Genomic DNA, 25,780 nt, shown 5'->3' with positions numbered 1-25,780 from the left:
CCAGGATTATATGGACGGTGCGATGGAAAATACCACTGCCACCGTATTCGGGGATTTCCTGATGGTGGACCGCCGTTCTTTTAATGACCGGTACTATGTGGGCGTGAATGCCCACGAGCTCGCTCACCAGTGGTTCGGCGATCTTATTACCGCACGTTCCGCAGCACATCACTGGCTGCAGGAAAGTTTTGCCACCTACTACAACCAGATGTTCGAAAGGGAAGTGATGGGCTGGGATCACTTTGATATGCAGCGCAGAAACGCACAGATAAATTCCCTGGAAGAAACTAAAAAGAACTTTCTCCCCGTTGCTCATAGCGATGCAGGAAGCACACGTCATTATCCCAAGGGCGCTTTTGTTCTCAATATGCTCAAGTACGTGGTAGGCGGTAAGGAAGCATATAACAAATGCATCAAACATTACCTGAACAAGCATAAATACGGAAATGTGGATTCCCATGATCTTCAGGTGGCATTTGAAGAAGTGCTGGGATATTCCCTTGCCTGGTTCTGGGATGAATGGGTGTATCGTGGGGGTGAACCGGCATACAAAGTTCAGTTCCGGGAAATCCCCGGCGCTTCTGAATTCAATGTTACGCAAACGCATACAGTGTCGGATGCGGTGGGACTGTTTAAGATGCCCATTTGGTTTGAAGTACACTATACTGATGGTAGCATGGAGCGCAAACAAGAATGGATCCGGGAGAAAAATCATGTAGTGCTGCTTCCTAACTCATCCGGAAAAAAAGTAGCGTATGCTCTGTTTGATCCGAACAATGAAGTAATGAAATCTGTGGAGTTTGAAAAAACCGCTGTCATGCTTCTCAGCCAGGTTACCGGTGCGAAATATTACCTGGATCGCTACGATGCCGCACTCGCACTTCGTTCTGTACCTGTGGAGCTTAAAAAAGCCGCCTTGCTAAAAGCCTTCTACGCCGACAAGTTCAATGTTATCAAAGGGGAGGTAATCTACCAGTTGTCATCGCAAACCGACGCGGAGACTCTTAAAATGCTTAAAGATGCCCTCGTTGGAGCGGATGTACAGGTAAAAAAGCATGTGGTGGCGCATGTGCGCGCATTCCCTGCAGAAATTATTACCGATCTCGAAAAATGCCTGACCGACTCTTCCTACGAATTCATTGCTTCTACCCTGGAATTACTGTGCCGTCTTAAGCCTGAAAACATAGGAGCTTATCTTGAGCGTACCGCTGCTATAGAAGGCACGGTAGGGAGAAATGTAAGAATCAAATGGCTTGAGATCGCGTATGGCCATACCAAAAACGAGCAGTTCCTGAAAGATCTGGTGAATTATACATCCCTTTCCTACGAGTTCAGGACCCGCGTGAATGCGGCCGAAACACTTAAACGTCTCGGCCATTTTGATGAGCAGATGATGAAAAACCTGTTTAATGCCCTGATGAGTTCTAATACACGCCTCGCCGGCCCGTGCATCGAGGTTTTGAAGTATTTTTACCAGCAGAACAAATGGCAGGATATCATCGCAGCGTACATTTACAAAGGAGAATGGGAAAAATGGCAGCGGGAGAAGATCAGAGTATACTTTTTTTAGGATGACACATAATGTAAGTTAATGTAAGATGAAAAACTTGATTGTTATAGCATTGTATTTCGGACTGACCTCCTGCGGAAATGAAACAACGCCTGCAGACACACACGTTAAAGGCGACTCAACCACCGTGCATACCGATACCATTCCGAAAATTAATCCCTACAAAGATGCCACGGTAGAGGTTGTAGTATTTGAGAATGCCGCTGCAGGAGGGGGACAGAAGGGATTTGGTTACGATATTAAGATTGACGGGAAAACATATATACATCAACCCAACATTCCTGCTGTTCCCGGCAACGATGGTTTCATAGAGGAAGAAAGGGCCCGGAAAACGGGAGAGCTGGTGGCCTACAAAGTCAAGAACAATATCATGCCGCCCAGCGTTACACTGGAGGAGCTGGATAGCCTCGGGGTACTGAAATAATTTACAGGAATGTATATTCCGGGTGCAGTGCCCGCGGGCCGATGAAAAACTATCCGGCCACCACCGTACTCCAGGCCTGTGGGTCAGATGCAAACAGCTGCTTTGTCTGGTGCCATACAATCTTAAAAAGTTCTGAGTTCCGGTAGGCGAGCAGCGATTCTTCCCCATCCCAGTGAGAGAGCGTAAAGAAAACGCCGGGGTCCTGCTTATCTCGGAGAAGGTCCAGGTGGGAACATCCGGGGGAGTTCGAAATTTCCCTGCGGTATTTTAGAAAAATCTTAACAAAATCCTCCGTGCATTCCGGCCGGAAGGTCATTTTTACCAGACGAATAATCATGTGAATTCGATCATAAGAGGATCCGTAAGGTGAACACTCTGGAGTTTTCCGATAGGTCCCTGATTTTGCGCGATTTCCAGATGACCGGAAGAATTGAACAGCGCCAGGATCTCCCCGGCCAGCACATCGCGGTAGTTGGAAGAAATTTTTTGGATGCGGTGGCTCCGGAAGTAAATCGTAAAATCTCTTCCCTTTCCCACTTCCCGGAACTGCTTCTCGGTGATGTTATACACCACATTGCTGAAAGAGTCAATAAATATGACCATTCCGCGCAGGGAGTTGTCTGTAACGGCCGGCATCCCGATGGGAAGCGTATGCATGCTGTCCTTCCGTTTTCCAATCACCTCCAGCGTGCCTCCGCGTGCAAGATGACAAGCTCCTTTTACAAATACATCGCGGAGAGGGAAAGTTTTCAGTGGGGTTTCCTCCTTGATCGAGAGTTCGACTACGAGGTCCGGAACTTTATCGAAAATGAATCCGAACACCCCGCTGTCGTACCCGATAAAGTAATGTCCTTCACAGGAAACGCCGATATAGGGTCTCTGAATATCCCGTAGATCATCCACCGTTTCCATATTCACACCCATAATATGCACCGTTCCGGCAGGAAAGTGGTGCCAGGCGTTCCGGAGTACATATGCAGCCTGGATGATGTTAAAGGGGGTGATCTGGTGGGAGATATCCACGATCGTTGCCTCGGGTAATTCACTCAGTATTTTGCCCTTCACCGCGCTAACATAGTGGTCTTTAAGCCCCAGATCCGTAGTAAGTGTGATGATAGACATTGTTGGTTTTTCGTGAATAAATACGAATGCTTTTTGTCTGCGGATTCTTAATTTTGTTGCTCAAATTTATATAAAAACCGCCATCCCTGGGCGAGAAGGTATTTCATATTGATCAGGTAGACCCTCTGGAGGTCTTTGGTGCAGGCGATTCACATCTCTTTTTACTGAAGAAATCTTTCCCGAAGTTGAAGCTCGTTGCGCGAGGGGACCAATTGAAGGTGATGGGGCCGGAGAAGGATATCCGGGAGTTTGAGATAAGGTTCGGGAGTATGCTGGAGCATCTCATCCGGTTTTCTCAGCTTACCCTCACTGACGTGGAACATATTTTGAGAAGCGAAGGCCCGGTACCTAAGATGAATGCTGAGGCGGGAAGTTCAGATATCATCGTTTACGGTAATTCCGGCCTGGTGGTAAAAGCCCGGACCCCGAATCAGAGAAAAATGGTTAGTGCGGTAGGCAAAAACGACATGGTTTTCGCTATTGGTCCGGCCGGAACAGGAAAAACATATACAGCCGTGGCGCTGGCGGTGCGGGCACTGAAGAACAAGGAAGTAAAAAAGATGATTTTGTGCCGGCCGGCCGTCGAAGCCGGTGAAAACCTTGGATTTCTTCCCGGCGACATGAAAGAAAAGCTGGATCCTTATCTTCAGCCATTGTATGATGCGCTGTACGACATGCTTCCGGCGGACAAGCTGGAGCAGTACATGGAATCGAGAGTGGTGGAAATTGCCCCTCTGGCATTTATGAGAGGGAGAACCCTCGACCACGCATTCGTAATTCTCGACGAGGCACAGAACGCTACCGCAGCGCAACTGAAGATGTTTCTTACCCGGATGGGGCCGTCGGCAAAATTTGTGATCACGGGCGATGAAACCCAGGTTGATCTTCCCCGTGCCCAGCCTTCCGGACTCCGGCCCGCGATTGAACGTCTGCAACGCATAAAGGGCATAGAGTTCATTTACCTTGATGAAGGAGACGTGGTAAGACATCATCTTGTAAAACAAATCATTCATGCATACAAAGACTGAGAACGGCGAGGCCATCACCGCCACGAATTACAGTTTCCCCGGACAATCGGGATATTACAAAGGGAAAGTCCGCGAGGTCTACGACATTTCCGGCAAGTACCTTGTGATGATTGTTTCTGACCGCATTTCCGCATTTGATGTAGTGCTTCCCCGCGGAATTCCTTACAAAGGGCAGGTGCTGAACCAGATTGCAGCTCGTTTTATGAAGGCTACGGCAGATATTGTCCCTAACTGGATTATTGATGTTCCTGACCCTATGGTAACCATCGGACATAAATGCGAACCTTTTAAGGTGGAAATGGTGATCCGGGGGTATCTCTCCGGTCATGCATGGAGAACGTACAAATCGGGGAAGAGAGAACTTTGCGGTGTAATACTGCCTGAAGGAATGAAGGAAAACGACCGCTTCCCTGAACCCATCATAACTCCCACCACCAAGGCTTCCGAAGGGCATGATGAGGACATTTCAAAGGAAGAGATTATCCGTCAGGGGCTGGTATGCCGGGAAGATTATGAAGAGCTGGAGCGCTATACACAGGCGGTTTTTAAACGGGGCACGGAGATCGCGGAAAGAATGGGCCTCATCCTAGTGGATACCAAGTATGAATTCGGAAAAAAAGATGGGGTAATTTTACTGATTGATGAAATTCATACTCCGGATTCTTCCCGTTATTTTTACAGAGAGGGATATGAGGAAAGGCAGAGGAGAGGAGAAGCACAGAAGCAATTGTCCAAAGAATTTGTAAGAGAATGGCTTATGGAGAATGGTTTCCAGGGGAAAACGGGGCAGAATATCCCGGAGATGACGGATGCGAAAGTAAAGGAGATATCAGAACGTTACATAGAATTATACGAGCACATCACCGGTGAGAAATTCATCCGCTCGGATGTGAACAGGGTGTCTGAAAGGGTGCGAAAGAATGTGGAAGACTGGCTGAGCGCACACTAAAAAAAAGATCCCGTTTTTTCCGGGATCTTTTTTTATAATAAGACAGGATCAGGAGACCACGCAGGGTGGGCCGGCCACAACTCTTCCGTTGATCGTATTGCCGGTAATTGCGCATTGCTGCGCACCGGCAACTTCCAGTTTGCCTTCGATCGTGCATCCCTGGATCACTATGGATTTATCGTTCGTAGATGTGATCTTTCCGTCTACCACTACGCCGCCTTTCAAAACCAGTTTGTTCTGGTTCAGGCTATCCACCTTGCCGTTGACTTTGATCTGGTTTCCTTTCATGATCACGGTGGAGCCGCTGTCAATATCTACTTTCCCGTCGATCACGCACGCGCCGGCCACCACCAGGGTTCCGCCGTTGCAGGTAATTTTACCAGAAACGGTGGCGTTCAGGATAAGGGCGGAGGAGGTTGAGTTCACAACGAGTTGCTGATCGTAGGTTCCCGTGATCAGTTTCCCTGAAGAAATTTTAGCGGTTACAGTTCCCGTTCCGTCGGCATTCAGAGTGAATTCGACGAGGTCACCCGGGGAAACGGAGATGCCGGGTGCTGTTGTAAAGGAGATTTCACTTCCTTCTTCAATACGTGTGCCGGGTGCCGTGGATCCAATGCCAATGCCGGTATCGGTTCCGGAGCCGCTGCCCGGATCTGATACAATCAACTGATCATGCGTGCTGGAGCCGCCCCCTTTTACTGTTCCTTTTCCCATAAATGTTGTGTTTTTGGATTAGTGTTCTGCAAGTATAGAAAAAAAATGCATAAATTGCTATATTATGTTTGGACCAAAAATATGCTGACCCTCCGGCTATTATGCGTTCTTCTCTTTACGGTCTCCGTCGCTTTTCCTGTTGATGCAAACGATTCCCTCAAAAACCGTTTCAGAACTGCCGCGAACTCTGATGAAAAGTTTAAAGCAGGACTGGAACTTATCCGCCTCCTTGAGAATCCCCGTGACTCAGGGGAATTTCACAAAATAGTGCGGGAGATGTCTGCACTGAATCTTGGAAACGGTGTGCCGGTGAAAGCGCTGCTCGCACTGCATCTGGGCTATTTTTATATCCGAAATTTCAATAATGATTCAGCACTGGTAAATTTTCAGCGTTGCCTGGATCTTCTTCCTCCGAATGAATATTTGAAGGAACGTGTGGAAGCAACCCGTGGTATTGGGAAAGCTATGATCTATAAGGGAGCGTATGATAAAGCGCATCAGGTGCTGCTGGCGGGACTGGAGATGACTGAAAAGGAATTATTACGCCGCCGCGACACAGCGGTAGCGGCCAGTGAATTAAAGATTCTGCTGGATCTCGGATGGTCCTTTGTACAGTTAAACGAATCTGGAAAGGCCCTGAAGTTTTTCAAAAGGGTACTCGGACTTGCCCTGGATTATAATATGAAAGACAGAATGAGCAGGATCCATACCAATATGGGTTCTGTTTACTATTACCAGAATAAACCGGACAGTGCACTTTTTCATTTTAAATCTGCCCTTAACGCGGCGGAATCGGTCCGCGATTCTGTTGAAATTGGGAATGCTTATAACAATATTGGGCTGATTTATCAGGAAATGAAGAATTACACTGAGGCGCTGAAGTATTTGCAGAAATCCTTTCAGCTTTCGGAGTCACGAAAAGATTTTCAGGGCCAGGCTGAATCGTTGAATAATCTCGGCGAGGTGTGTTATGCCATGGACGATTTTCAAAATGCAGAGCGGTATTTTTTAAAGTCGATTAAGATTTCAGAATCCATCGGTCATAAGATGCAGCAGAAGGACTCCTATGCCTCCTTATCCCGTTTATACGCAAAGCATAAAAAATTCGAACTGGCCTATCAGTATTCACGGCAGGCAGACGCTCTTAAGGATTCTATTTTCAATGAAGAAAAGAACCGCCAGATTACAGAGATGAACACCAAATATGAAACAGAAAAGAAAGAGCATGAAAACAAGTTCCTGAGGGAACAATCATTGAACCAGGAACTGGTAAACTCCCGGCAGCGCATTATGATCCTTGGTGTAACCGGAGTAGCGCTGCTGATGGTTGTTTTCGCATTTTTAATTCACCGAAGTTACCGGCAGAAGAAAAAAGCCAATGTAGAACTGGCGGGAAAGAATATTCAGATCCAGGAGAAGAACAGGATCGTGGAGGAGCAGAACAAAGATATCAAGGACAGCATACGGTATGCCCGGCGTTTGCAGCAGGCGATCCTGCCTCCGATCGACCGTTTCAGAGATGTATTCCCGGATTCCTTCATCTTCTTCCGGCCGAAAGATATAGTGAGCGGGGATTTTTACTGGTTTGAACGCTTTGGCGATCAGGTTTTCTTTGCAGCCGCCGACTGCACAGGACATGGAGTGCCGGGAGCTTTTATGTCTATCATGGGCAGTAATCTGCTGAACCAGTCGCTCAATGAATATGCCATTACCCGTACGGATGCATTGCTGAATTCTGTGAGTAAAGGATTGGCCAAAGCACTGCGAACACAGGACGAGGGAAGTCTGATGGTGCGCGACGGAATGGATATTGCCTTATGCAGCGTGGATACTAAAAAAAATGTACTTACGTATTCAGGAGCCTTCAATCCCGTTTGGATATTCCGGAATGATCAGGTGATTGAGCTAAAGCCGGATAAATTTCCAGTGGGTGCTACTGGTACGGCCGGTTCAGCCCAATTTTCCATACAGCAGTTCACTCTTGAAAAGGGAGACAGGATATATGTCTTTTCGGATGGTTATGCGGATCAGTTCGGCGGGCCTAAGGGAAAGAAGTTCAAATATGCGCCGTTTCAGAATATCCTGAGCAAACTCGGTTCTTTCTCAATGGAAGAACAAATGCAAGAGATCCTGCGCAAGCATGAAGAATGGAAGGGAGACCTGGAACAGGTGGATGACATACTCGTTATTGGTGTTAGGGTCTAGGCTTTAAATAAAGTCTGCGAGTCGTCCTTTGTTTTCCAGCCGGATCCCTTTTTCAGTTTCCTGCACTGTGCAGGCTTCATTTTCGGGATCATGTTCCAGGAATAAGATCCATTTGTTTCGGGCAGCGGCCTTTAGAAATTCTCCTTTCTCCATAAGTGTAAGGAGGGGTCGGGTGTCATATCCCATTACATATGGTAATGGTATATGTCCGGCCGAAGGGAGAAGGTCCGCCATGAATACCACCGTTTTATCACCCAGTTTGATATGAGGGATCATCATTGCATCGGTATGTCCGCGCATAAAGGAAACGGAGATACCCGGGTGAATATCCTGCAGTGTTCCAGGCGAAGGGATCATGTGCAGCTGGCCACTTTCCTGAATGGGAAGAATATTTTCTTTAAGGAAGCTGGCCTTTTCACGTGCGTTGGGTTCGGTAGCCCACTTCCAGTGCTCAGGATTGCTCCAGTACCGTGCGTTGGCAAAGGAAGGCTGGAGATGGCTGTGGTCCGGGTTATATTCAATACTTCCGCCGCAATGATCAAAGTGGAGATGCGTAAGAAACATGTCGGTGATATCCTTCCGCGAAACACCGGCCTTTTCCAGACTTCCGTCCAGTGAATCCTTTCCGTGCAGGTAGTAGTGAGAAAAAAACTTCTCATCCTGTTTATTTCCGATGCCATTATCTATAAGGATTGCCTTGTTTCCGTCCTTAACCAGCAGGCAACGGAGGGCCCATGTACACATATTATTACTGTCGGCCGGATTGGTTTTAGACCAAAGCGATTTTGGCACCACGCCGAACATAGCACCACCGTCCAGTTTAAAAAATCCGGTATTGATTACGCAAAGTTCCATATCATCTGAGTTCAGCTTCCAGTGTTTCACGCAGGTGTTCCGTGCTGAGTCCGGTGCTCAGTTTGCCACCATTTGCTACTGCCATTTCTCCGGTTTGCTCAGACACCACAATGGCGATCGCATCGGAATTTTCTGTAATACCCACTGCTGCCCGGTGGCGCATGCCAAGGTGTGCGGGAAATTCCTGATCTTCCGTGACGGGCAACACACAACGGGCCGCCTGAATCCTGTTGTCCTTAATGATTACTGCACCATCGTGCAACGGATTGTTTTTAAAAAAGATACTTTCAAGCATTCGGGAGGTCAGTCGGGCATCCACCTGTTCTCCTGTATCGGAAAAAAAATTCAGGTCGGAGGATCCGGCAATCACAATAAGAGCGCCGGTACGGCTCTCACTCATGTTTCGGCAGGCACGCATCAGTTGAGAAAGATCAATATTTACGCTTCGTTTACGGGCAAAGGTGAACCAGTTTCTACGGAGTGAACCTCTGCTCAGTATTTCACTCGTTCCCACAAAAAGCAGAAAACGCCTCAGCTCCTGCTGAAATACGATAATGAGGGCGATAGCACCCACGCCGATAAATTTACCGAGAATCTCTCCCAGCAATTTCATTTCCAGCAACTCCACGGTTTTCCATACGAGATAAATTGCCAGAATACCGATAAGAATATTGATGGCCATGGTTCCGCGTACCAGCTGATAGAGCTGATAGAGCAAAATGGATACCAGCAGGATGTCTATGGCATCCAGCACTGAAAAATCGCGAAAAACAGGAAAAAGGAGGTAAATCACACTCCGGTTCTTTTTTGATTTGTGATAAAGTTATGGATTTTAATCACCTGAGCGGCGGCCTTCACATCGTGTACTCTGAGTATTCGTGCCCCCTTCTCGAGCGCAATCCAGTGCAAAATGGATGTGCCGTTGAGGGCATCCTCTGCCGTAACCTCCAGCACGTTGGTCACCATGCTTTTTCGGGAAAGTCCGGTCAGCACAGGGTAAGGCAGGGAACATAATTTGTTCAGTCCCGCAAGCAATTCATAATTATGTTCCAGACTTTTCCCGAAACCGAATCCGGGATCAAGGAATAACTTGCGGATACCGGATTTTGTCAGGCGCTGCGCTGTGGATTCCAGAAAAGAGAAAACTTCATTTTTTACATGGCGGTATTCAGGGTGTTGCTGCATGGTAGCAGGTTCACCCTGGATATGCATCAGCACATAACCGGCGTCTGCTTTGGCAATCAGGTCCGTCATTCCTTCCGTGGAAGCACCCATCACATCGTTGATGATGTCGGCTCCGCAACGTATGGCTTCGCCGGCCACTTCGGTATAAAATGTATCTACCGAGAGGATGTGATCCGGAAAAGCAGAACGAACGGCCTGAAGTGCTGGGATGAGGCGGGTAAGTTCTTCCTCTGCCGTGATCTTCGCAGCACCCGGTCTTGTACTCTGAGCACCAAGATCTATCACCGCAGCTCCTTCATGGATCATCTGCGCTACATGTTCAATCACACGTTCTGTATTTTCCGCACGGCTGTTTTTGTAAAACGAGTCGGGTGTGATATTCACAATACCCATCACGGAAGGCTCCAGTAAGGAAAGTTTCTTATGACCGAATGTATACTGCATCAGAAGATGATACCGAAGTTCACTCCGGTACAGAATTTGAAATGTCCGTAATAATACCTCTCCAGGTCGGATTCGTCGAAATGCATCAGCCGGGTAGTGTGATTGGGAAAATGTTCTTCGGCGATATTTTTTCTGTATCCCATACCCATATAAAAATCATAGACGATACGATCGCCCACTCGGGCCTGGCGGCCCAGGGCTAAACAGGCATAACCGTGCCGGAATTCTATGTACCGCCCGCCCGTCATCCAGGCGCCAAGGGAAAGTCTTCCGGTGGCAAAGGAAGCTACCGGTCCGAAATACCATCCTTCGGGAGCTTGTGCCTCTTTCCCAATAAAAACCCGGTACATATACTGTATCCGGAAACCCCGGAATACCACATCGTAGGTATAATTGGTGTCGAGCGCATCCGCCAGTGCACGGTACAGGATTGTGCGCCCCAGATACGAGAAACCAATTTGCTGGCTCACACGGAATCCGGTGGTAAGTTCATAAATAATCCTGTATTCCGAAGCCAGCGGAAGCCCACCCATGATCATCACAAATGGATTCGTTTTGAGGGTTCCCTGTTTCCTTGGAAGGTGATTCCGGATGCTGTCCTGGGCATAAATGGATGAATTGATCAGGAGCAGTACGCACAGTATTTTTTTCATAAGGGGAGACGTGCGTGTGATGTATCTTTTTGATCTCCGGTGATTCCCGATTTGTACAGGTAATATCCCGACAGGGCAATCATGGATGCATTGTCGGTGCAGTATCTCATCGAAGGAATAAATACCTCCCATCCTTGTCTTTTTTCGGCTTCTTTCAGCGCCGATCTTAATCCGGAATTGGCCGCCACCCCTCCGGCAATGGCTACACGGGTAATTCCTGTAGTGTTAACCGCAATGGCGAGTTTGGATAACAGAATATCCACAATTACTGCCTGATAGGAAGCACAAATATCGTTCAGTGAAGCGTTTTTCTCTTCCGGACTCATTTTTTGTACGAGATTCACGAAGGAGGTCTTCAGTCCGGAAAAGGAAAATGACATTCCGGGCATTTGGGGTTTAGGAAAGTGAAAACGCTTTGAATCACCTTGCGCTGCGTACTGGTCGATCAGCGGTCCGCCCGGGTAGGGGAGTCCCAGCACCTTGGCGGCCTTGTCAAACGCCTCACCAGCTGCATCGTCGGCCGTTTCTCCCAGTACCTTCATTTTCAACGGGGCGTCTGCCCTAACGATCTGAGTATGCCCGCCTGATACCGTCAGACAAAGAAACGGGAAAGTAAGTGTGTTTTCAAGGAGCAGGGAGAGCACATGCCCTTGCATGTGATTTACCGGGATAACAGGAATGGCTAAGGCCAGTGCAAAGGATTTTGCAAAACTGCTTCCCACAAGCAAAGAACCCAGGAGTCCGGGCCCCTGTGTATAGGCAACGGCATCAATATCCGCGCCGGGAATACCTGCTTTTTTAAGGGTTTCATGTACCACCGGAACGATATTGGACTGATGGGCGCGGGAGGCCAGTTCCGGTACCACACCTCCATAGGAGGAATGCACAGCCTGTCCGGCCACCACATTGGCAAGAATTTTGCCGTCTTTCAGAATAGCAGCAGCGGTTTCGTCACACGACGATTCTATACCAAGTATCACCACGCAGGAATGATTAAATTTGTAAGGTAATGGCCGGTGGCAAATTTATCAAAAAGTTATGGAAGGCCTCGGCCTGGACCGTGAGTGGCCTGCTCGTGCTGGGCTTGCTGCTCTTCTTACTCATCCAGAGCTATACTTTTCAGACCTGGCTAACCGGTCAGATGGGATCGTGGCTGGAGCGAGAGAGCGGGGGAAAGATTTCGGTGGGAACCGTGGAGGTGGATTTCTTCAATCGCTTGAAATTCCGTGAGGTGCTGGTACTGGACCTGAAGAACGACACCCTGCTTTACGCAGAAGAGCTCGGCGCAGTAATTTCCGGATTTGACCGTACGAAGCAAAAAATGAATATTGAAAAGGTCTCACTGAGCCATGCCACAGTAGGCATTGCCCGTTATGCGGATGATTCGGTGATGAATTTTCAGTTTCTTGCCGATGCATTTGCAACAACAGATACAACGGATACACATTCTGCATCCTGGGATATCACTTACGGAGACCTGATCCTTGAAAAAATCCATTTTACTTACAAAGATCACCATGACACATCCACCACCCGGGGCTTAAATTTTTCGGATATGAGCTTTTCCGATGTGTCGGCCCTGATCACCGAAATCAGCCTGGAGGAAGATACCGTCTCCCTGCGGCTGGCCAAACTGGAAGGAAAAGAGAAATGCGGCATGATCATTCGCCAGTTTACCTCCCAGTTCAGCATCGCACCGGATAAGATGAAATTTACCGGCTTGCTGCTTGCACTGAATCAAAGTGTTATTTCTACCAACCTCAGTTTGCGCTACAAGAATTACGAAGCATTCGACGCATTTATGGAAAAAGTGAAGATCAGAGCTGAGCTTAAAGACGTTCGTTTGTGGGTGAGTGATCTTGGATATTTTGTGCCCGATCTCATCGGTTTTGACCGTTCAGCGTCATTTTCGGGAAAGATTTCCGGGCCGCTCTCTGATCTTAAAGCAAGAGATATGGATCTGAAATTCGGAGATCATACCCATTTTGCTGGAGATTTTGAAATGACCGGGCTACCGAATCTTGAGGAGACCTACATTCATCTTGATATTGCAGACCTGACCACCTCCAAGCAGGACATTGAGCGGATTCCGCTCGCGCCTTACGATCAGGGAAAAAACATGGAACTCTCTCCCAATATGGCCTATCTCGGAAAGGTGAAGTATAAGGGTAGAATTTCCGGATACTACTATGATCTGGTTTCCCATGGCAACATTACAACTGCACTTGGGAATGTCTATACGGATTTAAAACTGCGACAGGATCCTGTGACGGGTCTGGTTAGTTATAAAGGGCGTTTGGGAAGTCAGGGATTTGATATCGGGAAACTCCTGCATTCTTCCGAAAGTATGGGTTCTATCAGCATGGATCTGGTGGTAGATGGCCAGGGAATTAAGCTGAAGGAAATCAAAGCCGATATTGAAGGAAAGATACACAGCCTGGTAGTAAACAATTATGCCTACAAAAACCTGGATGTAAAGGGAAGTCTTGCCAAGCGTGTTTTCAATGGCCGGATGAGCGTAGATGATCCCAACATCCATTTTGGGTTTGAAGGAACTGCGGATTTCGGGAAAAGTCCAATGACCATGGATTTCAACGCCACCGTTGACCGCGCAAATCTGGATACGTTGAATTTATACAAGACATCACCGGCGCTGGTAGTAGGTATGGATTTGGAAATTCTGATGGCACTGAACAATCTTGATGACGCGAAAGGAAATATCAAGCTGAAGAATATTCATTATACCCAGGGAACGGAGAGTTTTGAACTGAAGGATTTTCTTCTCCGTGCTTATGAGGAGGGAGGTAAGCGAAGTCTGAAAATTATTTCAGATATGATGGACGTGCATATCACGGGAAAGTACCGACTGCAGGAGTTGGGAGGATCGTTCTTTGATGTGATGTCGTTGTATGTTACCTCTCTTCTCCCCAGAGATTATCTTAAATCCAAGAGTGTGAAGAAGCAGAAGGTCAGGGAGGAGTTTGAATACCTGGTAGTATTCAAGAACACGAAGCCGGTTACCCGCCTTTTTATGCCTGATCTCAACATTGCTCATGCCACCACGCTAAAAGGAAAATACAATAGCAAGCGGGGATATTTTGATATGCAGGGAAAATCCGGTTCCATCGGATTTGCCGGTACAGAAATGAAGGGGTGGAAACTCGAAGCTCAAACAGGCGATGAAAGTTTTGACCTTGTCAGTTATGCTGACGTTTGGAAAATCAGGGACACCCTTCGAATGGATGGAATGCGGTTCACTACGCGGCTATTTAATGATACTGTTTTAATAGGGATTGACTGGCGCAACAAGACAAAAAAGGCAAACCGCGGCGACCTGAAGCTTTTAGTGAACATGGTGGAATATCCGAAAATTATCGGTTCATTGCTTCCTACCGATTCCAGCCTCGTGGTAGAAGATTCACTATGGAAGATCAGCGGTACTAATCGGATGGTTATGGATTCGGGGAAGATCATAATAGATGATCTCGTATTTGCGCACGACAAGCAGGAGGTGAAAATTCACGGAAGCATTTCCCGGAACAAGGAAGATCAGCTGCTGGTTGAGTTCAGGGATTTCAATCTGGGGAATCTCAATGCTTTAACGCATGGAGCAGGCATCGGACTGAAGGGTACTATTACGGGAGGTTCTACCCTCAGTAATCTCTATAATCCATCCCAGCTGATTTTCAGCAGCGGATTTGATTTTAAGAAAATGTGGATCAACAAGGAAGAGATTGGCACGGGATCAGTTATTTCTATCTACGACAAGCAAAAGGATGTGATCTCCCTTTCAGGATCGTTTTCGAAATATAACAACGACCAGAAGAATTTCACATTTTCCGGAAAATATTTTCCGGGAAAGACGAAGGACAATATCAATATGGACGTGGGCATCACCAATTTCGGTCTGGTGTTCTTTGAACCATTCCTGAAAAGTGTGTTCAGCAGGTTTCGCGGGTACGCTTCAGGAAAAGTAAACATCGCAGGGGAACTGAACAACCCGAAGATCACAGGCTTTGCTGTTTTACAAATGAAAAATCTGCAGATGGATTACCTGAATCCCAACAACAGTTACAGCTTTACGGATTCCATTTATCTTGAACCAGGTTCCATACGCTTTGATTCATTGCTGATCAACGACTACTACGGGCAGACCGCGATAGTGAACGGCAGGATCTTTCATGAGAATTACTCTAACTTCCAGCTGGATATTGACATCTGGGCCAATAAGTTCATGGCCATGAACACTACGGAAGCACAAAATGCTCTTTACTACGGAAAAGCATTTGTGACCGGCCGGGTGAACGTGTTTGGCTTCGTGGATCAGACGCTGCAGATTGATGCCGCTCTCAAGACGGAAAAATCCATGAATCCCCGTAACAAGAAATTGGATTACACGCAATTCTTTATCCCACTTTCAGGACCGTCAGAAGTCAGCGAGAGTACGTTTATAAGTTTCATTGATAAGGACAGTATCAGTTTTAAGAAGAATCAGCAAAAAGTAGATCTGTCAGGATTCACCCTTAACCTGGACCTTGAGATAACGCCGGATGCAGAATGCCAGATTCTGTTTGATCCGAAAGTGGGAGATATTATCAAGGGAAGGGGAGACGGTAATCTGCGAATGGAAATCAATTCGCTGGGTAATTTTGCCATGTTCGGAGATTACAATATTACGGAAGGAGAATACCTTTTTACGCTGCAAAATATTATCAATAAAAAATTCAGGGTAGAGAAGGGGAGTACTATACAGTGGACAGGCGATCCTTATAATGCCGAAATTAACCTGAAAGCGCTTTACGAAGTAAGAACTTCCCTGCAGGTAATGTTTCCGGAAGACTCTTCGGGTGTGTATAAACGGCGCTATCCGGTGAATTGCGTTCTGAACATGACAAAGAACCTGCTCACCCCCGACATCTCTTTTGACGTGGACCTTCCGAGTGTTGACGCCAGTGTGTTGCAGACAGTGAAAGGTTACATGAATACCGAAATGGAAATGAACCGGCAGGTATTTTCTCTTCTGGTGCTTAATACATTTGTGACACCGCAATCGCTGGTAGGATTTTCAGATATCAACGCTAATGCCAACGTAGCCAGCGTTACCGGATTTGAAATGCTCAGCAACCAGTTGAGTAATATTCTTTCCGGTGTGTCTACTGAATTTGATCTGAGAGTAAATTACCGTCCGGGTGACGATATCAGTTCCGACCAGCTGGAAGTAGCACTCAGCAAGCACCTGCTGAACGACCGCCTGATCATTGACGGGTCGGTGGCCAACAACAGCACACAGGGAAACACAAACGCGATTGTGGGTGAGATTAACGCAGAATATAAGATTACGGACGACGGAAAAGTACGGGTAAAGGCCTTCAACAAGGCAAACGACAATACCGTGGTGAATACGGAGGCTCCTTACACTCAGGGAATCGGTATTTTTTATCGTGAAGATTTCGAAACCATTGGAGACCTCTATCGCAGGTATACCGAGAAACTGAAAAGAAATAAGAAAGCAACCTGAAGCCGGTGCTGAAGCATATCACTGTTCTGTTCATCACACTCACCGGTATGCTGCATGCCCAGAATCCGGGTGATGTGATATTTAATTCATCTCAGATTCATACCATTAACATTGAATTCGGCCAACCTGCTTTCTGGGATTCTTTGTTGGCCTATAAGCAGTTCGGTGACAACATCGGGCAGGATGTTTATATGAGAGGAAAAATGACTTTCAACGGTATTCCGATGGACAGTGTGGGAGTGCGGCTGAAGGGAAATTCCACTTTTGGTCATCCGGGAATGAAAAAGCCCGTCAAAATTCAGTTCAACGAATATGTGAGCGGGCAGGAACTCGATGGCTTGCGGTCTATACACCTCAACAACAGCTCCTTCGACCCGACCATGTTGAGGGAAAAAATTTTTCTGGATATCCTGAACAGAAACGGGATACCGGCTCCGCGATGTACTTATGCGAGGCTTTCTTATAACGGTCAATATGTGGGATTGTACAAAATTGTGGAACCGGTGGATAAACGGTTTCTGCAGACTCACTTTGGAGGCAACGACGGTAATCTGTACAAGGGAGATCCCAACGGTACGCTGGAATGGCAGGGCTGGGATCCCGTGGCGTACTACAATGATTATGAATTGAAAACGAATGAAACTGCCAACGACTGGTCGCGTTTCATTGCCTTCATTGATCAGGTTAATAACAGCGGCACTGCATTTTATCAGAACATGCAGGATAATTTTGATTCGGATATGTACCTGAAAGCCTGGGTGCTGAACAATCTGTTCGTTAATCTTGACTCTTATCTTCACCTGGCGCATAACTATTATATCTACGATGATTCACTTACAGGAAAATTCCGCTGGATCACCTGGGATGTAAGTATTGTTTTCGGCGCATTTCCAACGTGGTTCTCTAATCCGCCGGATCAGACAGATATCACCCACATGTTTCATCCAATGACTTCGCGGCCTTTGCATCTGAATTTCTACCGCACGCCTGAATTCGCATCCGCCTACTATTCCTATATGTGTGACTTTCTTTATTCAGAACTGGCCGCCCCACGGCTCTTTCCGGTCATTGATTCTCTTGCAGGCAGAATACGCGCTGATGTCTACGCTGAACCCGAGGAGAACCGGATGTTTACCACGGAAGAATTTGAAAAAAATTTGGGCTATGAGGGCGTGAATGCTTTTTTAATGGCGACGGAAGTGCCCGGACTGAAAGATTTTATAAAAAAGAGGAGAACCAGCGTAATCCGGCAAATGTGTTTCCGGAATTATAGCTGCTACCTTAGGGAGCTGCTGCCGGAGAATAAAAGCGAGGAGTTACTGCTCATACCCAACCCGGTTTCCGGAACAGTAACCCTGCGTTTCGGAGTACCTTCAGAAGACCAGGATACAGAATTACTTATCGCTGATGTGCTGGGCCGGATCGTTTTCAGGCAGCAGATTCCCATGCAACCCGGTCAGATGGAAATACCGGTTAACCTTACCGGTATGCAACAAGGAATATATTTTGTCAGAACCGGCGGACCGTGCAGAGACATCACACGCCTGCTGATGATTACAGAAGAAAAATGAAGGAAACCGAACGCCGAAGGTGGAATATTTCGGTGTTATCCGCCTTCCTGTTTACCGCCGTGCTTTGGATCAGTTTTGCGGTTACGCATACTCTGTTAGGTAACAGTTTACCTGGAATTGTACCGCGCGAAACAACCCATGCCTACGGCATCCTGCTTTCACCACTGCTTCACGAAAACTGGGAACATCTTTTTTCAAACACACTTCCCATTTTTCTTCTTACGCTACTAACGTTGTATACTTACCGCGAAGTCTCCTACCAGGTAGTTGCCATGATCTGGATATTTTCTGGCCTGTTCACGTGGATAATTGGGCAATCCGGCACCAATCACATTGGCGCCAGTGGGATTATTTACGGGCTTGCCGCATTTTTATTTTTCAGTGGAATAATACGCTGGGAGAGGCGCCTGCTTTTTATAAGTGCCATTGTATTATTCCTCTACGGCAGTTTAATCTGGGGAGTGTTGCCTCTTGATCCCGGAATTTCCTGGGAAGGACACCTGTCGGGGGCTGTGAGTGGCGTGGCTCTTGCATTTCTGAAACGGCGGGCCGGACCATCGGAAGAAAGGGAAGAGGAATTACCGGACGATGACCATCTTACGGACGATTACAGATCACGACAGCATCATCGTGACGGGAATCTACCAACGGATCCCCATTATCATCAGGATGCCCATCAGCAGCAGAAATACACTCACAACGGACCGTACAAAAGAATAACTTGATTTTTTCAGCGTGTAGTTACCAATAACTGCGCCTGCTGCCGCTCCTGTACAGGAACAGACAAGCGTAGTAATGAAAAGTGGATCTTCCCATTGGGCGTATGAAGTAAGCTTCCCTGCATATACGGGGATACGGGTAATGTCGACCAGGCAGGCGATGAGTACACCTGTAGCAACAAAAGCTTCCTTTCCCAGCCCTGTGCGTGCGAGAAAAGCCGTACGAAGCGCCCCCTGATGACCGGAGAGCCCGCCGAAAAATCCGGAAATAAATCCACCTGAAAGAAGATACGATCGCCCTATTTGAAAACCCTTTCCGGCGGGTAACATCTCGAGAAAGGAGAATACGATAAGAATGGTGCCAATGACTATGCCGGGCAGGTTCATTTCGAATGCAAGGCTGCCAATAGAAAATTTCCGCAAAATTTCCGCGTCCATCAGGGTGAATAGCCACGCACCCGCCAGCGCTCCGAGGATGGAAACCGTGCCGAATCGAATTACGATGCCGCGGTCTGCATGGCGGAAAACCAAAGAGCCCTTGATTATATTGGTAATAAAATGCACCAGGGCAGTAGCCCCTACGGCCACCTCCACAGGTAAGAAAATGCTAAAAACAGGAAGCAGAATGGTGCCCAGTCCGAATCCCGAAAAAAAAGTAAGAAAGGCTGCGCCTGCAGAAACAAGCAGGATAAGGATGAGCGCGCCGCTAAGTGCCATGCCTCAAAGATACCAAACAAGTAGTTTCACTGAAATTCGTATCTTAACAAACCATTATGTTGTCCGACTTCCCCGTAATATCCCGTCTTTTCCGGGAAATGGAAAAATATGATCTGAATTACCTGTACAACGGGGAGTTTAACCATGATCTGACCGGAAGCATCCTTTCCTTTGCCGAATCCACCATGGACAGCATTGGGGAGAGCACCCGCATCCGTAAAAAAGTGTATTTCATAATGGTGGAATCGCTTCAGAACATCACCAGACACTCCGAGACCGGGCAAGCAAGCGATGAAACGCCGGGTTTTTTTATTATTCAAGGTATCAACAACGGATATTATATTACATCCTGCAACAAGATACAGAAGACTACCGCGAAAGCCCTTCGGTCTAAACTCGATATGGTGAATAGCCTGGATCAGGACAATCTTAAAAATTACAGTGCAGAAATACTTCAGGCAGGAGAGATCAGTAAGAAAGGAGGAGCCGGGCTGGGACTGATCGAAATGGCGCGGCGTTCCGGCAATAAACTCAATTACTACTTTGAAGATTCTGCCGGTGAGGAATGCGATTTTTATTTTCAGATCAAAGTGGGACCCAGTGAAACGGTTTTTCCTGTATCACAAGAGGTGAATTTTACATCGGCACGGGAATTCTTTCGCCTGATGTGCGACCGTAGCATACAACTGGTTTATCAGGGTAATTTTACACAAGAAAACGTAAGAGGAGTGTTGGGAATGATTGAAGGTAAAATGGGAGAGGGGAAGAGTGAAACATCCCGCAGAAAAGTATTTAATCTGATCGTTGAGCTGCTGCAGAATATATATAAACACGGTGATGCGCGGATAGCCACCGCTGATAATGCCCGGCCTGGGATTTTCCTGATCGGCAGGAAAGACCAACGGACTCTTCTTTATGCCGGCAGTTTGATTCGCAATGAAAAGATCGCCCCACTAAAAGCAAAAATTGACCATGTGAACACTTTTGACAAAGAGGAATTGGAGCGGTTTTATGTTGCCAAACTTATGGATGAGGATGTTCCGGGCGCTAAGGGAGCAGGGCTGGGACTCATAGATATGCGGCTAAAGTGCAGATCTTCAATTAGTTACGATTTCATCAGGTTGGATGACTCCTATTCTTTATTAACTTTGGGTCTGTGCATACCAGACTGAAGTTCAATGCCTGAGGTATTTCGCATTACACGTTCTAACGACACTCCCGAGGTTTTTCTGGATCCGGCGACCGGGAAATTCGAAATGCATTATCGTAGCTATCCCGAAGACGCTGCCGGATTTTACACTCCCATATTGAGCTGGCTTGCTGATTATACCCTTACCCCGCAGACAGAAACAGAGTTTATTTTCAATCTGGAATATTTCAATACGGCTTCCGCCAAGCAGATTTTTAAAATACTGATGATGCTTCAGGAATTGAACAACCGGAGTAAAGTGAGGGTGATCTGGCAGCATCATAAAGAAGATGCAGATATGCAGGCTGCGGGCGACCGTTTTTCAAAACTGCTGTCGTCGGTTGAATTCTGCATCATTGCGGTATAAAAAAGAGCCCCGGCGAACCGGGGCTTTCCACTTCAGGAGTTTTTCTTGGAAATGATGAGTACTTCGTTCACCTCAATTTCGGTTGTGTACTTCTTGGTACCGTCCTTGGCGGTGTAGTTTCGATTCACCAGTTTTCCTTCAACAGCTACCTCTGTACCCTTCTTGAGGTATTTCTCAGCAAAATTTGCCGTCGTATTCCAGGCTACCAGATTATGCCATTGCGTCTCCTGGACTTTTTCGCCCTTGGCATTTTTAAAGGATTCATTGGTGGCGAGGCTGAATTTGGCCAAACGCCCGTTTTCCCCGAAAGCTTTGATCTCAGGATCTCCTCCCAGGTAACCGATCAGCTGAACTTTGTTTTTCAGTTTGTTCATGGTTTTAAGTTTTTGGTTTTACTTTAAAACCGATCCGTCATTTGCATATACGTTCGGTTTATTTTCGGGACAAATCTCCGTCACTAAGCGGCGGTGATCCGGATAGTAATCATTTACACCCGATTGTATATGTTAAAACCTGCCCTTGCCCAATCGCATCTTCCCGAAACGAAACAATGCCTCGAGTGCAATGAAACGCTGAGCGGAAGATCGGATAAGAAATTTTGTGATGATCACTGCCGTACCTCATTCAATAACCGCAGCCGGTCGGTGGATACCAATTTTATCCGTAATACCGACAATCGTTTAAGGAGAAACCGCCGTATTCTCAGGCATTTTCTGGAAGCGGGGGTGTCGAAGGTCAGGAGAGAGCAGCTGGCTGAACTGGGATATCTTTTTCCCTATCACACCACCCGGCGCCTTACCGGTGGGGAGGAGTATTTATACGTTTACGAGTATGGCATACTGGAATTACCCGAACACGAATTCCTCATTGTTAAGAACATGGAATGAGTGTTATCTTTATGGCCATAAGTGAGCCCGGAAAAATTTCAGTTTTCAGCTATCAGCGCCTGCCCCATGTGCGAATCGGGAAGGGAACGGTTTATTTATATGGGGCACAGGCTTAGCAGATCTCAGGGATTCTTCCCGGTACGAAGGCAGGGTGATGTGAAAATCGACATTAAGAAATGTGGTGCCTGTGGTCTGATCTTTCCCGATCCCATGCCACTGCCTCCCTCGCCGGAGATGCTGTACGATGTTCCAGCTGAAGAATACTGGAAGAAAGCGCAGCTTCAGCCCGCTGAAGGGTATTTTCAGGGAGAACTTTCCACCTTGCGGAAATATCTTGGCAATACTTCAGGAAAGAAAGCCCTTGACATTGGAAGCGGAATGGGATTTGCTGCATCTCTGATGGCCGGAGCGGGAATGGATGTACGGGGCATAGAACCGTCGGCCTCTTTCAGTGAATTGTCGGTCCGGAGAGATCCGGGTCTGGCAGACCGCATTACCAGAGCAACCGCTGACACCTGGGAGTTTCCCGGGATGCCATTCGATTTTATAAATTTCGGAGCAGTACTCGAGCATCTGCCTGATCCGGCCGGCAGCCTTGACCGCGCTGTTCGTCATCTCAGCGAAACCGGTGTGATTCATATAGAGGTGCCGCATGCCAACTGGCTGGTGTCACGGATCGCCCGGCTGCAGTTCCGAATGCGCGGTACACGGTGGGTAATGAATCTGAGTCCGATGCACCGGCCCTTTCATTTGTATGAATTCACTCCATTATCTTTTAGGAAGTATGCTGCTTCCCGCGGACTGAGAGTAAGGGAATTACATGTTTTTAATACCAATTCTTACCTGCATCCTTTCATTGATTTTTTGATTCGTCCGGTCATGGAGCTTACCTCTACCGGCATCGGGTTAAAAGTCTGGATTTCCCGCTGAGGATTATTTAGTAATTTTAATACATGAACGTTGCCCGTTCCGTGCTGATTCTGCTGGTGTTAATCTGGTCTTATGTGCCGGGCATCCTGCAGCATCTGCACAAGTTAGAACACCATTCGGAGGAACCGGCATGCATTCTATCCCATAAAGCGGAAGACCCTAAGGCGCGTCATTATCATCCCAAAGAGGAGAAGCATTGCGTGCTCTGTGAGTATAATTTCCATCAGGATACCTATGTCAGCAACGTGCTCCCGGAACTGATCTTTTCGTTTTCCGAAAACTCCTTCCGGCTGTTTGTAGATTTTACCAGACCAAACACATTCTGCTCCGTACATTTACGGGGACCTCCGGTTTTAGCCTGACTTATTTTTTTGTCAATCGCTAAAACCAAATACCGTGAGATATCTTTTTTTACTCCTGGCCATAATGAGCTTTGTTATGCCGGGATATTCACAACAAACCCTTTCAGGGAAAGTAGTATCAGATTCTTTACTGCCGTTGCCGGATGTGGAGGTAACCATTCCCGACCTTCGGCTCAGGCAAATTACCGGGACGGACGGAAAATTCACTTTCCGGAATCTCTCCTGTGATCATGCATTGCTTCAATTCAGGCGGCTGGGATATAAAACACTGCTGCTGGATGTACGTTTCAGCGGCGACACCTTGTTGCTGATTACACTGGAAGAATCCGTGATCGAAGGACATGAAGTGGTTATTACAGGAAATCTGACCGGTTCGGATCATGAAGAGAACAGTGCTCCGGTACATTCCATGAATAAAAATGAGTGGAGAGAGAATGCTCCGTCGAATATTATTGACGTAATTTCAAAAACACCCGGCGTTTCACAGGTTTCCACCGGCCCACAGGTATCCAAGCCGGTGATCAGGGGCCTTGGGTTCAACCGTATTCTTGTATTGCACGACGGCGTACGGCAAGAAGGACAACAATGGGGTGATGAGCACGGCGTAGAACTTGACGCCTTTGGAGCAGAAAGAATAGAGGTGATGCGCGGCCCTGCCAGTCTCATTTATGGTTCAGATGCAATGGGCGGAGTGATCAATGTTCTCGAACCTTTTCCTTCGCCCTGGAATAGCATAGAAGGAGAAGTGTTTTCAGAGATGCAGAGCAATAACAGGCAGTACGGGCTGTCGGCCTTCCTGCAGGGAAACAGAAACGGGGTCCTGTGGAAATTCCGCACATCCTATAAAAATGCGGGAAATTACCGTACGCCGGAGGAAATCGTTTACAATTCAATGTTCCGCGAAATGAGTGTGATGGCGGGTTTCGGATGGCAGAAGAAGTGGGGTTATTCTCAGCATGCGCTTTCTGTTTGGAAAAGTACAATCGGACTGATGGAGGGTGAGAGGGATTCACTCGGTGCATTTACGGATGAAGAGGGTAACACTGTTACGGAAGATTTTCTTAAAGGAAGAAGACTGGCCCTGCCGTTTCAGCAAGTCGAACACCGGAAATGGACCTCACGGACACATCTGCTGCGTGAAAAATATCATGTAGACATCATAGCGGGATGGCAAGAAAACATCCGCAAGGAATATGAAGGATCAATAGATACTGCTGCGATGCAATTCAACCTTTTTAGCACCACACTGGATATTCAGTTTCACCGTCCACGTACCGGCGGATGGGAATTTATATGGGGACTTAACGGCATGTATCAAGCGAACAGGATCAGAGGAGAAGAACTGCTTATTCCCGAATTCAGGATATCCGATGCCGGCCTTTTCCTGTTCTCAAAAAGAACACTGAAAAAAAGCACCTTCAGTATGGGTTTGCGCTACAGTTACCGCGGCATGGAGATATTCAGCACAGCAGTGGATGCTTACGGTCGTCCACTGGAAGGCGGACCTTTTCAGGCATTCAACGACACCGTACATCATTTTTACGGACCCAGCTTTTCTACCGGTCTTACCTTGCGCTTGTCTCCGGTTCTGAGCATTAAAAACTCGATCAGCTCCGGATTCCGTGCGCCTAATCCCTTCGAACTGTATGCTGCCGGAGTGCACGAAGGAACGCAGCGCTTTGAATATGGAAATCCGGGAATGAAGCAGGAGATGAGTTTTCAGTATGATCTCGGACTGATTTTAGAAAAGAAAAAATTTCACCTGGAGCCTTCTTTTTTTGTGAATATCATTAGTGATTACACCTATTTGCTCAGGGCCGGCGATGCGATGTTCATAGAGGACGGCGACACACTGGAGATATTCATTCATGCCCAGTCAGATGCCCTGTTATACGGCGGGGAGATGATGGCCGACTGGCATCCCATTGAGAAACTGCACATTCGTAATGTATTCAGTTGGGTGGAAGGAACCTCACTTCCCGGTTCCACTCCGCTTCCGATGATTCCTGCACCCAGGGTAATCACGGATATTAAATTTGAACCATCGGTGGGTAGAAACGGAAGCCGCTGGAAAGCGGCATGGCTTAAACTTACAGCGGACCTGAATATGGAACAGTATCGCGTGGCTTATTTTGAGACACCCAGTTCCATGTATCTGTTGCTGGGATTGGGAGGCGGAATTTCTTACAAAGTAAAAAATACGGAAATTAAATTCAGAGCCGGTGTACATAACCTACTGAACACAAACTATGCGGCGCACCTGAGCCGGCTTAGGTATATTGGAATACAGAACGCGGGACGGAATTTTACTTTTGGCATAGAGATCCCGTTTAAGCACATAAGAACGGAAGATTCTAACAGGTAATTCCGA

24 protein-coding genes are annotated in these 25,780 nt (G+C 47.2%); 14 read left to right on the top strand and 10 right to left on the bottom strand.

The window, feature by feature from the left end; all coding sequences use genetic code 11:
• Both IT233_11405 and IT233_11400 read left to right on the top strand, forming a co-directional pair.
• The coding region (locus IT233_11405) for a hypothetical protein (protein MCC7303237.1) at positions 1-1,570 on the top strand (1,570 nt) is incomplete at its 5' end.
• A gap of 28 nt (positions 1,571-1,598) precedes the next feature.
• Positions 1,599-1,994 (top strand): DUF4907 domain-containing protein, encoded by a 396-nt coding sequence (locus IT233_11400; GenBank protein ID MCC7303236.1) that lies wholly within the window; start codon positions 1,599-1,601, stop codon positions 1,992-1,994.
• Between the two features lie 49 nt (positions 1,995-2,043).
• Here IT233_11400 and IT233_11395 read toward each other — a convergent pair whose 3' ends face one another.
• Together IT233_11395 and IT233_11390 are read right to left on the bottom strand one after the other, a co-directional pair.
• Positions 2,044-2,331, bottom strand: a complete 288-nt coding sequence (locus IT233_11395) for an antibiotic biosynthesis monooxygenase (protein MCC7303235.1) — start codon at positions 2,329-2,331, stop codon at positions 2,044-2,046.
• On the bottom strand, positions 2,328-3,116 hold the full coding sequence (locus tag IT233_11390; protein MCC7303234.1) for an SAM-dependent chlorinase/fluorinase: 789 nt from the start codon (positions 3,114-3,116) through the stop codon (positions 2,328-2,330). Before IT233_11390 ends, IT233_11395 begins: the two co-directional genes overlap by 4 nt.
• Before the next feature lie 86 nt (positions 3,117-3,202).
• Here IT233_11390 and IT233_11385 point away from each other — a divergent pair, with 86 nt between their 5' ends.
• Both IT233_11385 and IT233_11380 read left to right on the top strand, forming a co-directional pair.
• Positions 3,203-4,144, top strand: a complete 942-nt coding sequence (locus tag IT233_11385) for a PhoH family protein (protein MCC7303233.1) — start codon at positions 3,203-3,205, stop codon at positions 4,142-4,144.
• Positions 4,128-5,093: a phosphoribosylaminoimidazolesuccinocarboxamide synthase gene (locus tag IT233_11380; GenBank protein ID MCC7303232.1), complete on the top strand. Its 966-nt coding sequence runs from the start codon at positions 4,128-4,130 to the stop codon at positions 5,091-5,093. The genes IT233_11385 and IT233_11380 overlap by 17 nt, the downstream gene beginning before the upstream one ends.
• 48 nt (positions 5,094-5,141) lie before the next feature.
• Here the strand turns inward: IT233_11380 and IT233_11375 are convergent, their stop codons facing one another.
• Positions 5,142-5,807, bottom strand: a complete 666-nt coding sequence (locus IT233_11375; GenBank protein ID MCC7303231.1) for a hypothetical protein — start codon at positions 5,805-5,807, stop codon at positions 5,142-5,144.
• 45 nt (positions 5,808-5,852) lie between these two features.
• Between IT233_11375 and IT233_11370 the strand changes: the two genes are divergently transcribed.
• Positions 5,853-8,012 (top strand): tetratricopeptide repeat protein, encoded by a 2,160-nt coding sequence (locus IT233_11370; protein ID MCC7303230.1) that lies wholly within the window; start codon positions 5,853-5,855, stop codon positions 8,010-8,012.
• Between the two features lie 3 nt (positions 8,013-8,015).
• Here IT233_11370 and IT233_11365 read toward each other — a convergent pair whose 3' ends face one another.
• Genes IT233_11365 through tsaD form a run of 5 tightly spaced genes read right to left on the bottom strand, consistent with a single transcriptional unit; the run spans position 8,016 to position 12,174 of the window.
• Positions 8,016-8,867, bottom strand: a complete 852-nt coding sequence (locus IT233_11365; protein ID MCC7303229.1) for an MBL fold metallo-hydrolase — start codon at positions 8,865-8,867, stop codon at positions 8,016-8,018.
• A 1-nt stretch (position 8,868) separates the two neighbouring features.
• On the bottom strand, positions 8,869-9,657 hold the full coding sequence (locus IT233_11360) for a TIGR00159 family protein (GenBank protein ID MCC7303228.1): 789 nt from the start codon (positions 9,655-9,657) through the stop codon (positions 8,869-8,871).
• Entirely contained in the window at positions 9,657-10,496 is an 840-nt protein-coding gene (folP, locus tag IT233_11355; GenBank protein ID MCC7303227.1) for a dihydropteroate synthase, read from the bottom strand. Before folP ends, IT233_11360 begins: the two co-directional genes overlap by 1 nt.
• A complete protein-coding gene (locus tag IT233_11350; GenBank protein ID MCC7303226.1) occupies positions 10,496-11,149 on the bottom strand; it encodes a hypothetical protein in 654 nt (217 codons plus the stop codon). Before IT233_11350 ends, folP begins: the two co-directional genes overlap by 1 nt.
• Complete coding sequence (gene tsaD, locus IT233_11345; protein MCC7303225.1) at positions 11,146-12,174, bottom strand: tRNA (adenosine(37)-N6)-threonylcarbamoyltransferase complex transferase subunit TsaD; 1,029 nt, start codon at positions 12,172-12,174, stop codon at positions 11,146-11,148. The genes IT233_11350 and tsaD overlap by 4 nt, the downstream gene beginning before the upstream one ends.
• On the opposite strand from tsaD, the gene IT233_11340 reads away from it, so the two are divergent.
• The 3 genes from IT233_11340 to IT233_11330 are packed head-to-tail and all read left to right on the top strand — an operon-like array spanning position 12,159 to position 18,963.
• Entirely contained in the window at positions 12,159-16,667 is a 4,509-nt protein-coding gene (locus IT233_11340; protein MCC7303224.1) for a translocation/assembly module TamB, read from the top strand. The genes tsaD and IT233_11340 overlap by 16 nt on opposite strands.
• A 5-nt stretch (positions 16,668-16,672) precedes the next feature.
• Positions 16,673-18,238 (top strand): CotH kinase family protein, encoded by a 1,566-nt coding sequence (locus tag IT233_11335; protein ID MCC7303223.1) that lies wholly within the window; start codon positions 16,673-16,675, stop codon positions 18,236-18,238.
• A complete protein-coding gene (locus IT233_11330) occupies positions 18,235-18,963 on the top strand; it encodes a rhomboid family intramembrane serine protease (protein ID MCC7303222.1) in 729 nt (242 codons plus the stop codon). The genes IT233_11335 and IT233_11330 overlap by 4 nt, the downstream gene beginning before the upstream one ends.
• Here IT233_11330 and IT233_11325 read toward each other — a convergent pair.
• Entirely contained in the window at positions 18,880-19,674 is a 795-nt protein-coding gene (locus IT233_11325) for a sulfite exporter TauE/SafE family protein (protein MCC7303221.1), read from the bottom strand. The genes IT233_11330 and IT233_11325 overlap by 84 nt on opposite strands.
• Positions 19,675-19,730: 56 nt before the next feature.
• Between IT233_11325 and IT233_11320 the strand changes: the two genes are divergently transcribed.
• Together IT233_11320 and IT233_11315 are read left to right on the top strand one after the other, a co-directional pair.
• A complete protein-coding gene (locus IT233_11320; GenBank protein ID MCC7303220.1) occupies positions 19,731-20,846 on the top strand; it encodes a hypothetical protein in 1,116 nt (371 codons plus the stop codon).
• Between the two features lie 6 nt (positions 20,847-20,852).
• Positions 20,853-21,230: a DUF1987 domain-containing protein gene (locus IT233_11315; protein ID MCC7303219.1), complete on the top strand. Its 378-nt coding sequence runs from the start codon at positions 20,853-20,855 to the stop codon at positions 21,228-21,230.
• Positions 21,231-21,262: 32 nt separating this feature from the next.
• Here IT233_11315 and ssb read toward each other — a convergent pair whose 3' ends face one another.
• Positions 21,263-21,604 (bottom strand): single-stranded DNA-binding protein, encoded by a 342-nt coding sequence (gene ssb / locus IT233_11310; protein MCC7303218.1) that lies wholly within the window; start codon positions 21,602-21,604, stop codon positions 21,263-21,265.
• A gap of 129 nt (positions 21,605-21,733) precedes the next feature.
• On the opposite strand from ssb, the gene IT233_11305 reads away from it, so the two are divergent.
• From IT233_11305 to IT233_11290, 4 genes are read left to right on the top strand one after another with little or no spacing between them, the layout of a single operon-like run.
• On the top strand, positions 21,734-22,117 hold the full coding sequence (locus tag IT233_11305; GenBank protein ID MCC7303217.1) for a hypothetical protein: 384 nt from the start codon (positions 21,734-21,736) through the stop codon (positions 22,115-22,117).
• A 21-nt stretch (positions 22,118-22,138) separates the two neighbouring features.
• Positions 22,139-23,047: a class I SAM-dependent methyltransferase gene (locus IT233_11300; GenBank protein MCC7303216.1), complete on the top strand. Its 909-nt coding sequence runs from the start codon at positions 22,139-22,141 to the stop codon at positions 23,045-23,047.
• Positions 23,048-23,070: 23 nt separating this feature from the next.
• A complete protein-coding gene (locus IT233_11295) occupies positions 23,071-23,409 on the top strand; it encodes a hypothetical protein (GenBank protein MCC7303215.1) in 339 nt (112 codons plus the stop codon).
• 34 nt (positions 23,410-23,443) lie between these two features.
• On the top strand, positions 23,444-25,774 hold the full coding sequence (locus IT233_11290; GenBank protein ID MCC7303214.1) for a TonB-dependent receptor: 2,331 nt from the start codon (positions 23,444-23,446) through the stop codon (positions 25,772-25,774).
• The last annotated feature ends 6 nt before the right edge of the window (positions 25,775-25,780 follow it).

Source organism: Bacteroidia bacterium (genome assembly GCA_020852255.1).
In the GTDB taxonomy this organism is placed as follows: Bacteria; Bacteroidota; Bacteroidia; order JADZBD01; family JADZBD01; genus JADZBD01.
Note: the sequence above shows the minus strand (reverse complement) of the source record. Positions and strands in the feature narration are given on the sequence as shown.

Coding starts and splice junctions, on each gene's coding strand:
- IT233_11400 (MCC7303236.1), top strand. CDS start 1,599: ATGAAAAACTTGATTGTTATAGCATTGTATTTCGGACTGACCTCCTGC.
- IT233_11395 (MCC7303235.1), bottom strand. CDS start 2,331: ATGATTATTCGTCTGGTAAAAATGACCTTCCGGCCGGAATGCACGGAG.
- IT233_11390 (MCC7303234.1), bottom strand. CDS start 3,116: ATGTCTATCATCACACTTACTACGGATCTGGGGCTTAAAGACCACTAT.
- IT233_11380 (MCC7303232.1), top strand. CDS start 4,128: ATGCATACAAAGACTGAGAACGGCGAGGCCATCACCGCCACGAATTAC.
- IT233_11375 (MCC7303231.1), bottom strand. CDS start 5,807: ATGGGAAAAGGAACAGTAAAAGGGGGCGGCTCCAGCACGCATGATCAG.
- IT233_11370 (MCC7303230.1), top strand. CDS start 5,853: ATGCATAAATTGCTATATTATGTTTGGACCAAAAATATGCTGACCCTC.
- IT233_11365 (MCC7303229.1), bottom strand. CDS start 8,867: ATGGAACTTTGCGTAATCAATACCGGATTTTTTAAACTGGACGGTGGT.
- folP (MCC7303227.1), bottom strand. CDS start 10,496: ATGCAGTATACATTCGGTCATAAGAAACTTTCCTTACTGGAGCCTTCC.
- IT233_11350 (MCC7303226.1), bottom strand. CDS start 11,149: ATGAAAAAAATACTGTGCGTACTGCTCCTGATCAATTCATCCATTTAT.
- IT233_11340 (MCC7303224.1), top strand. CDS start 12,159: ATGGCCGGTGGCAAATTTATCAAAAAGTTATGGAAGGCCTCGGCCTGG.
- IT233_11330 (MCC7303222.1), top strand. CDS start 18,235: ATGAAGGAAACCGAACGCCGAAGGTGGAATATTTCGGTGTTATCCGCC.
- IT233_11325 (MCC7303221.1), bottom strand. CDS start 19,674: ATGGCACTTAGCGGCGCGCTCATCCTTATCCTGCTTGTTTCTGCAGGC.
- IT233_11320 (MCC7303220.1), top strand. CDS start 19,731: ATGTTGTCCGACTTCCCCGTAATATCCCGTCTTTTCCGGGAAATGGAA.
- IT233_11315 (MCC7303219.1), top strand. CDS start 20,853: ATGCCTGAGGTATTTCGCATTACACGTTCTAACGACACTCCCGAGGTT.
- ssb (MCC7303218.1), bottom strand. CDS start 21,604: ATGAACAAACTGAAAAACAAAGTTCAGCTGATCGGTTACCTGGGAGGA.
- IT233_11305 (MCC7303217.1), top strand. CDS start 21,734: ATGTTAAAACCTGCCCTTGCCCAATCGCATCTTCCCGAAACGAAACAA.
- IT233_11295 (MCC7303215.1), top strand. CDS start 23,071: ATGAACGTTGCCCGTTCCGTGCTGATTCTGCTGGTGTTAATCTGGTCT.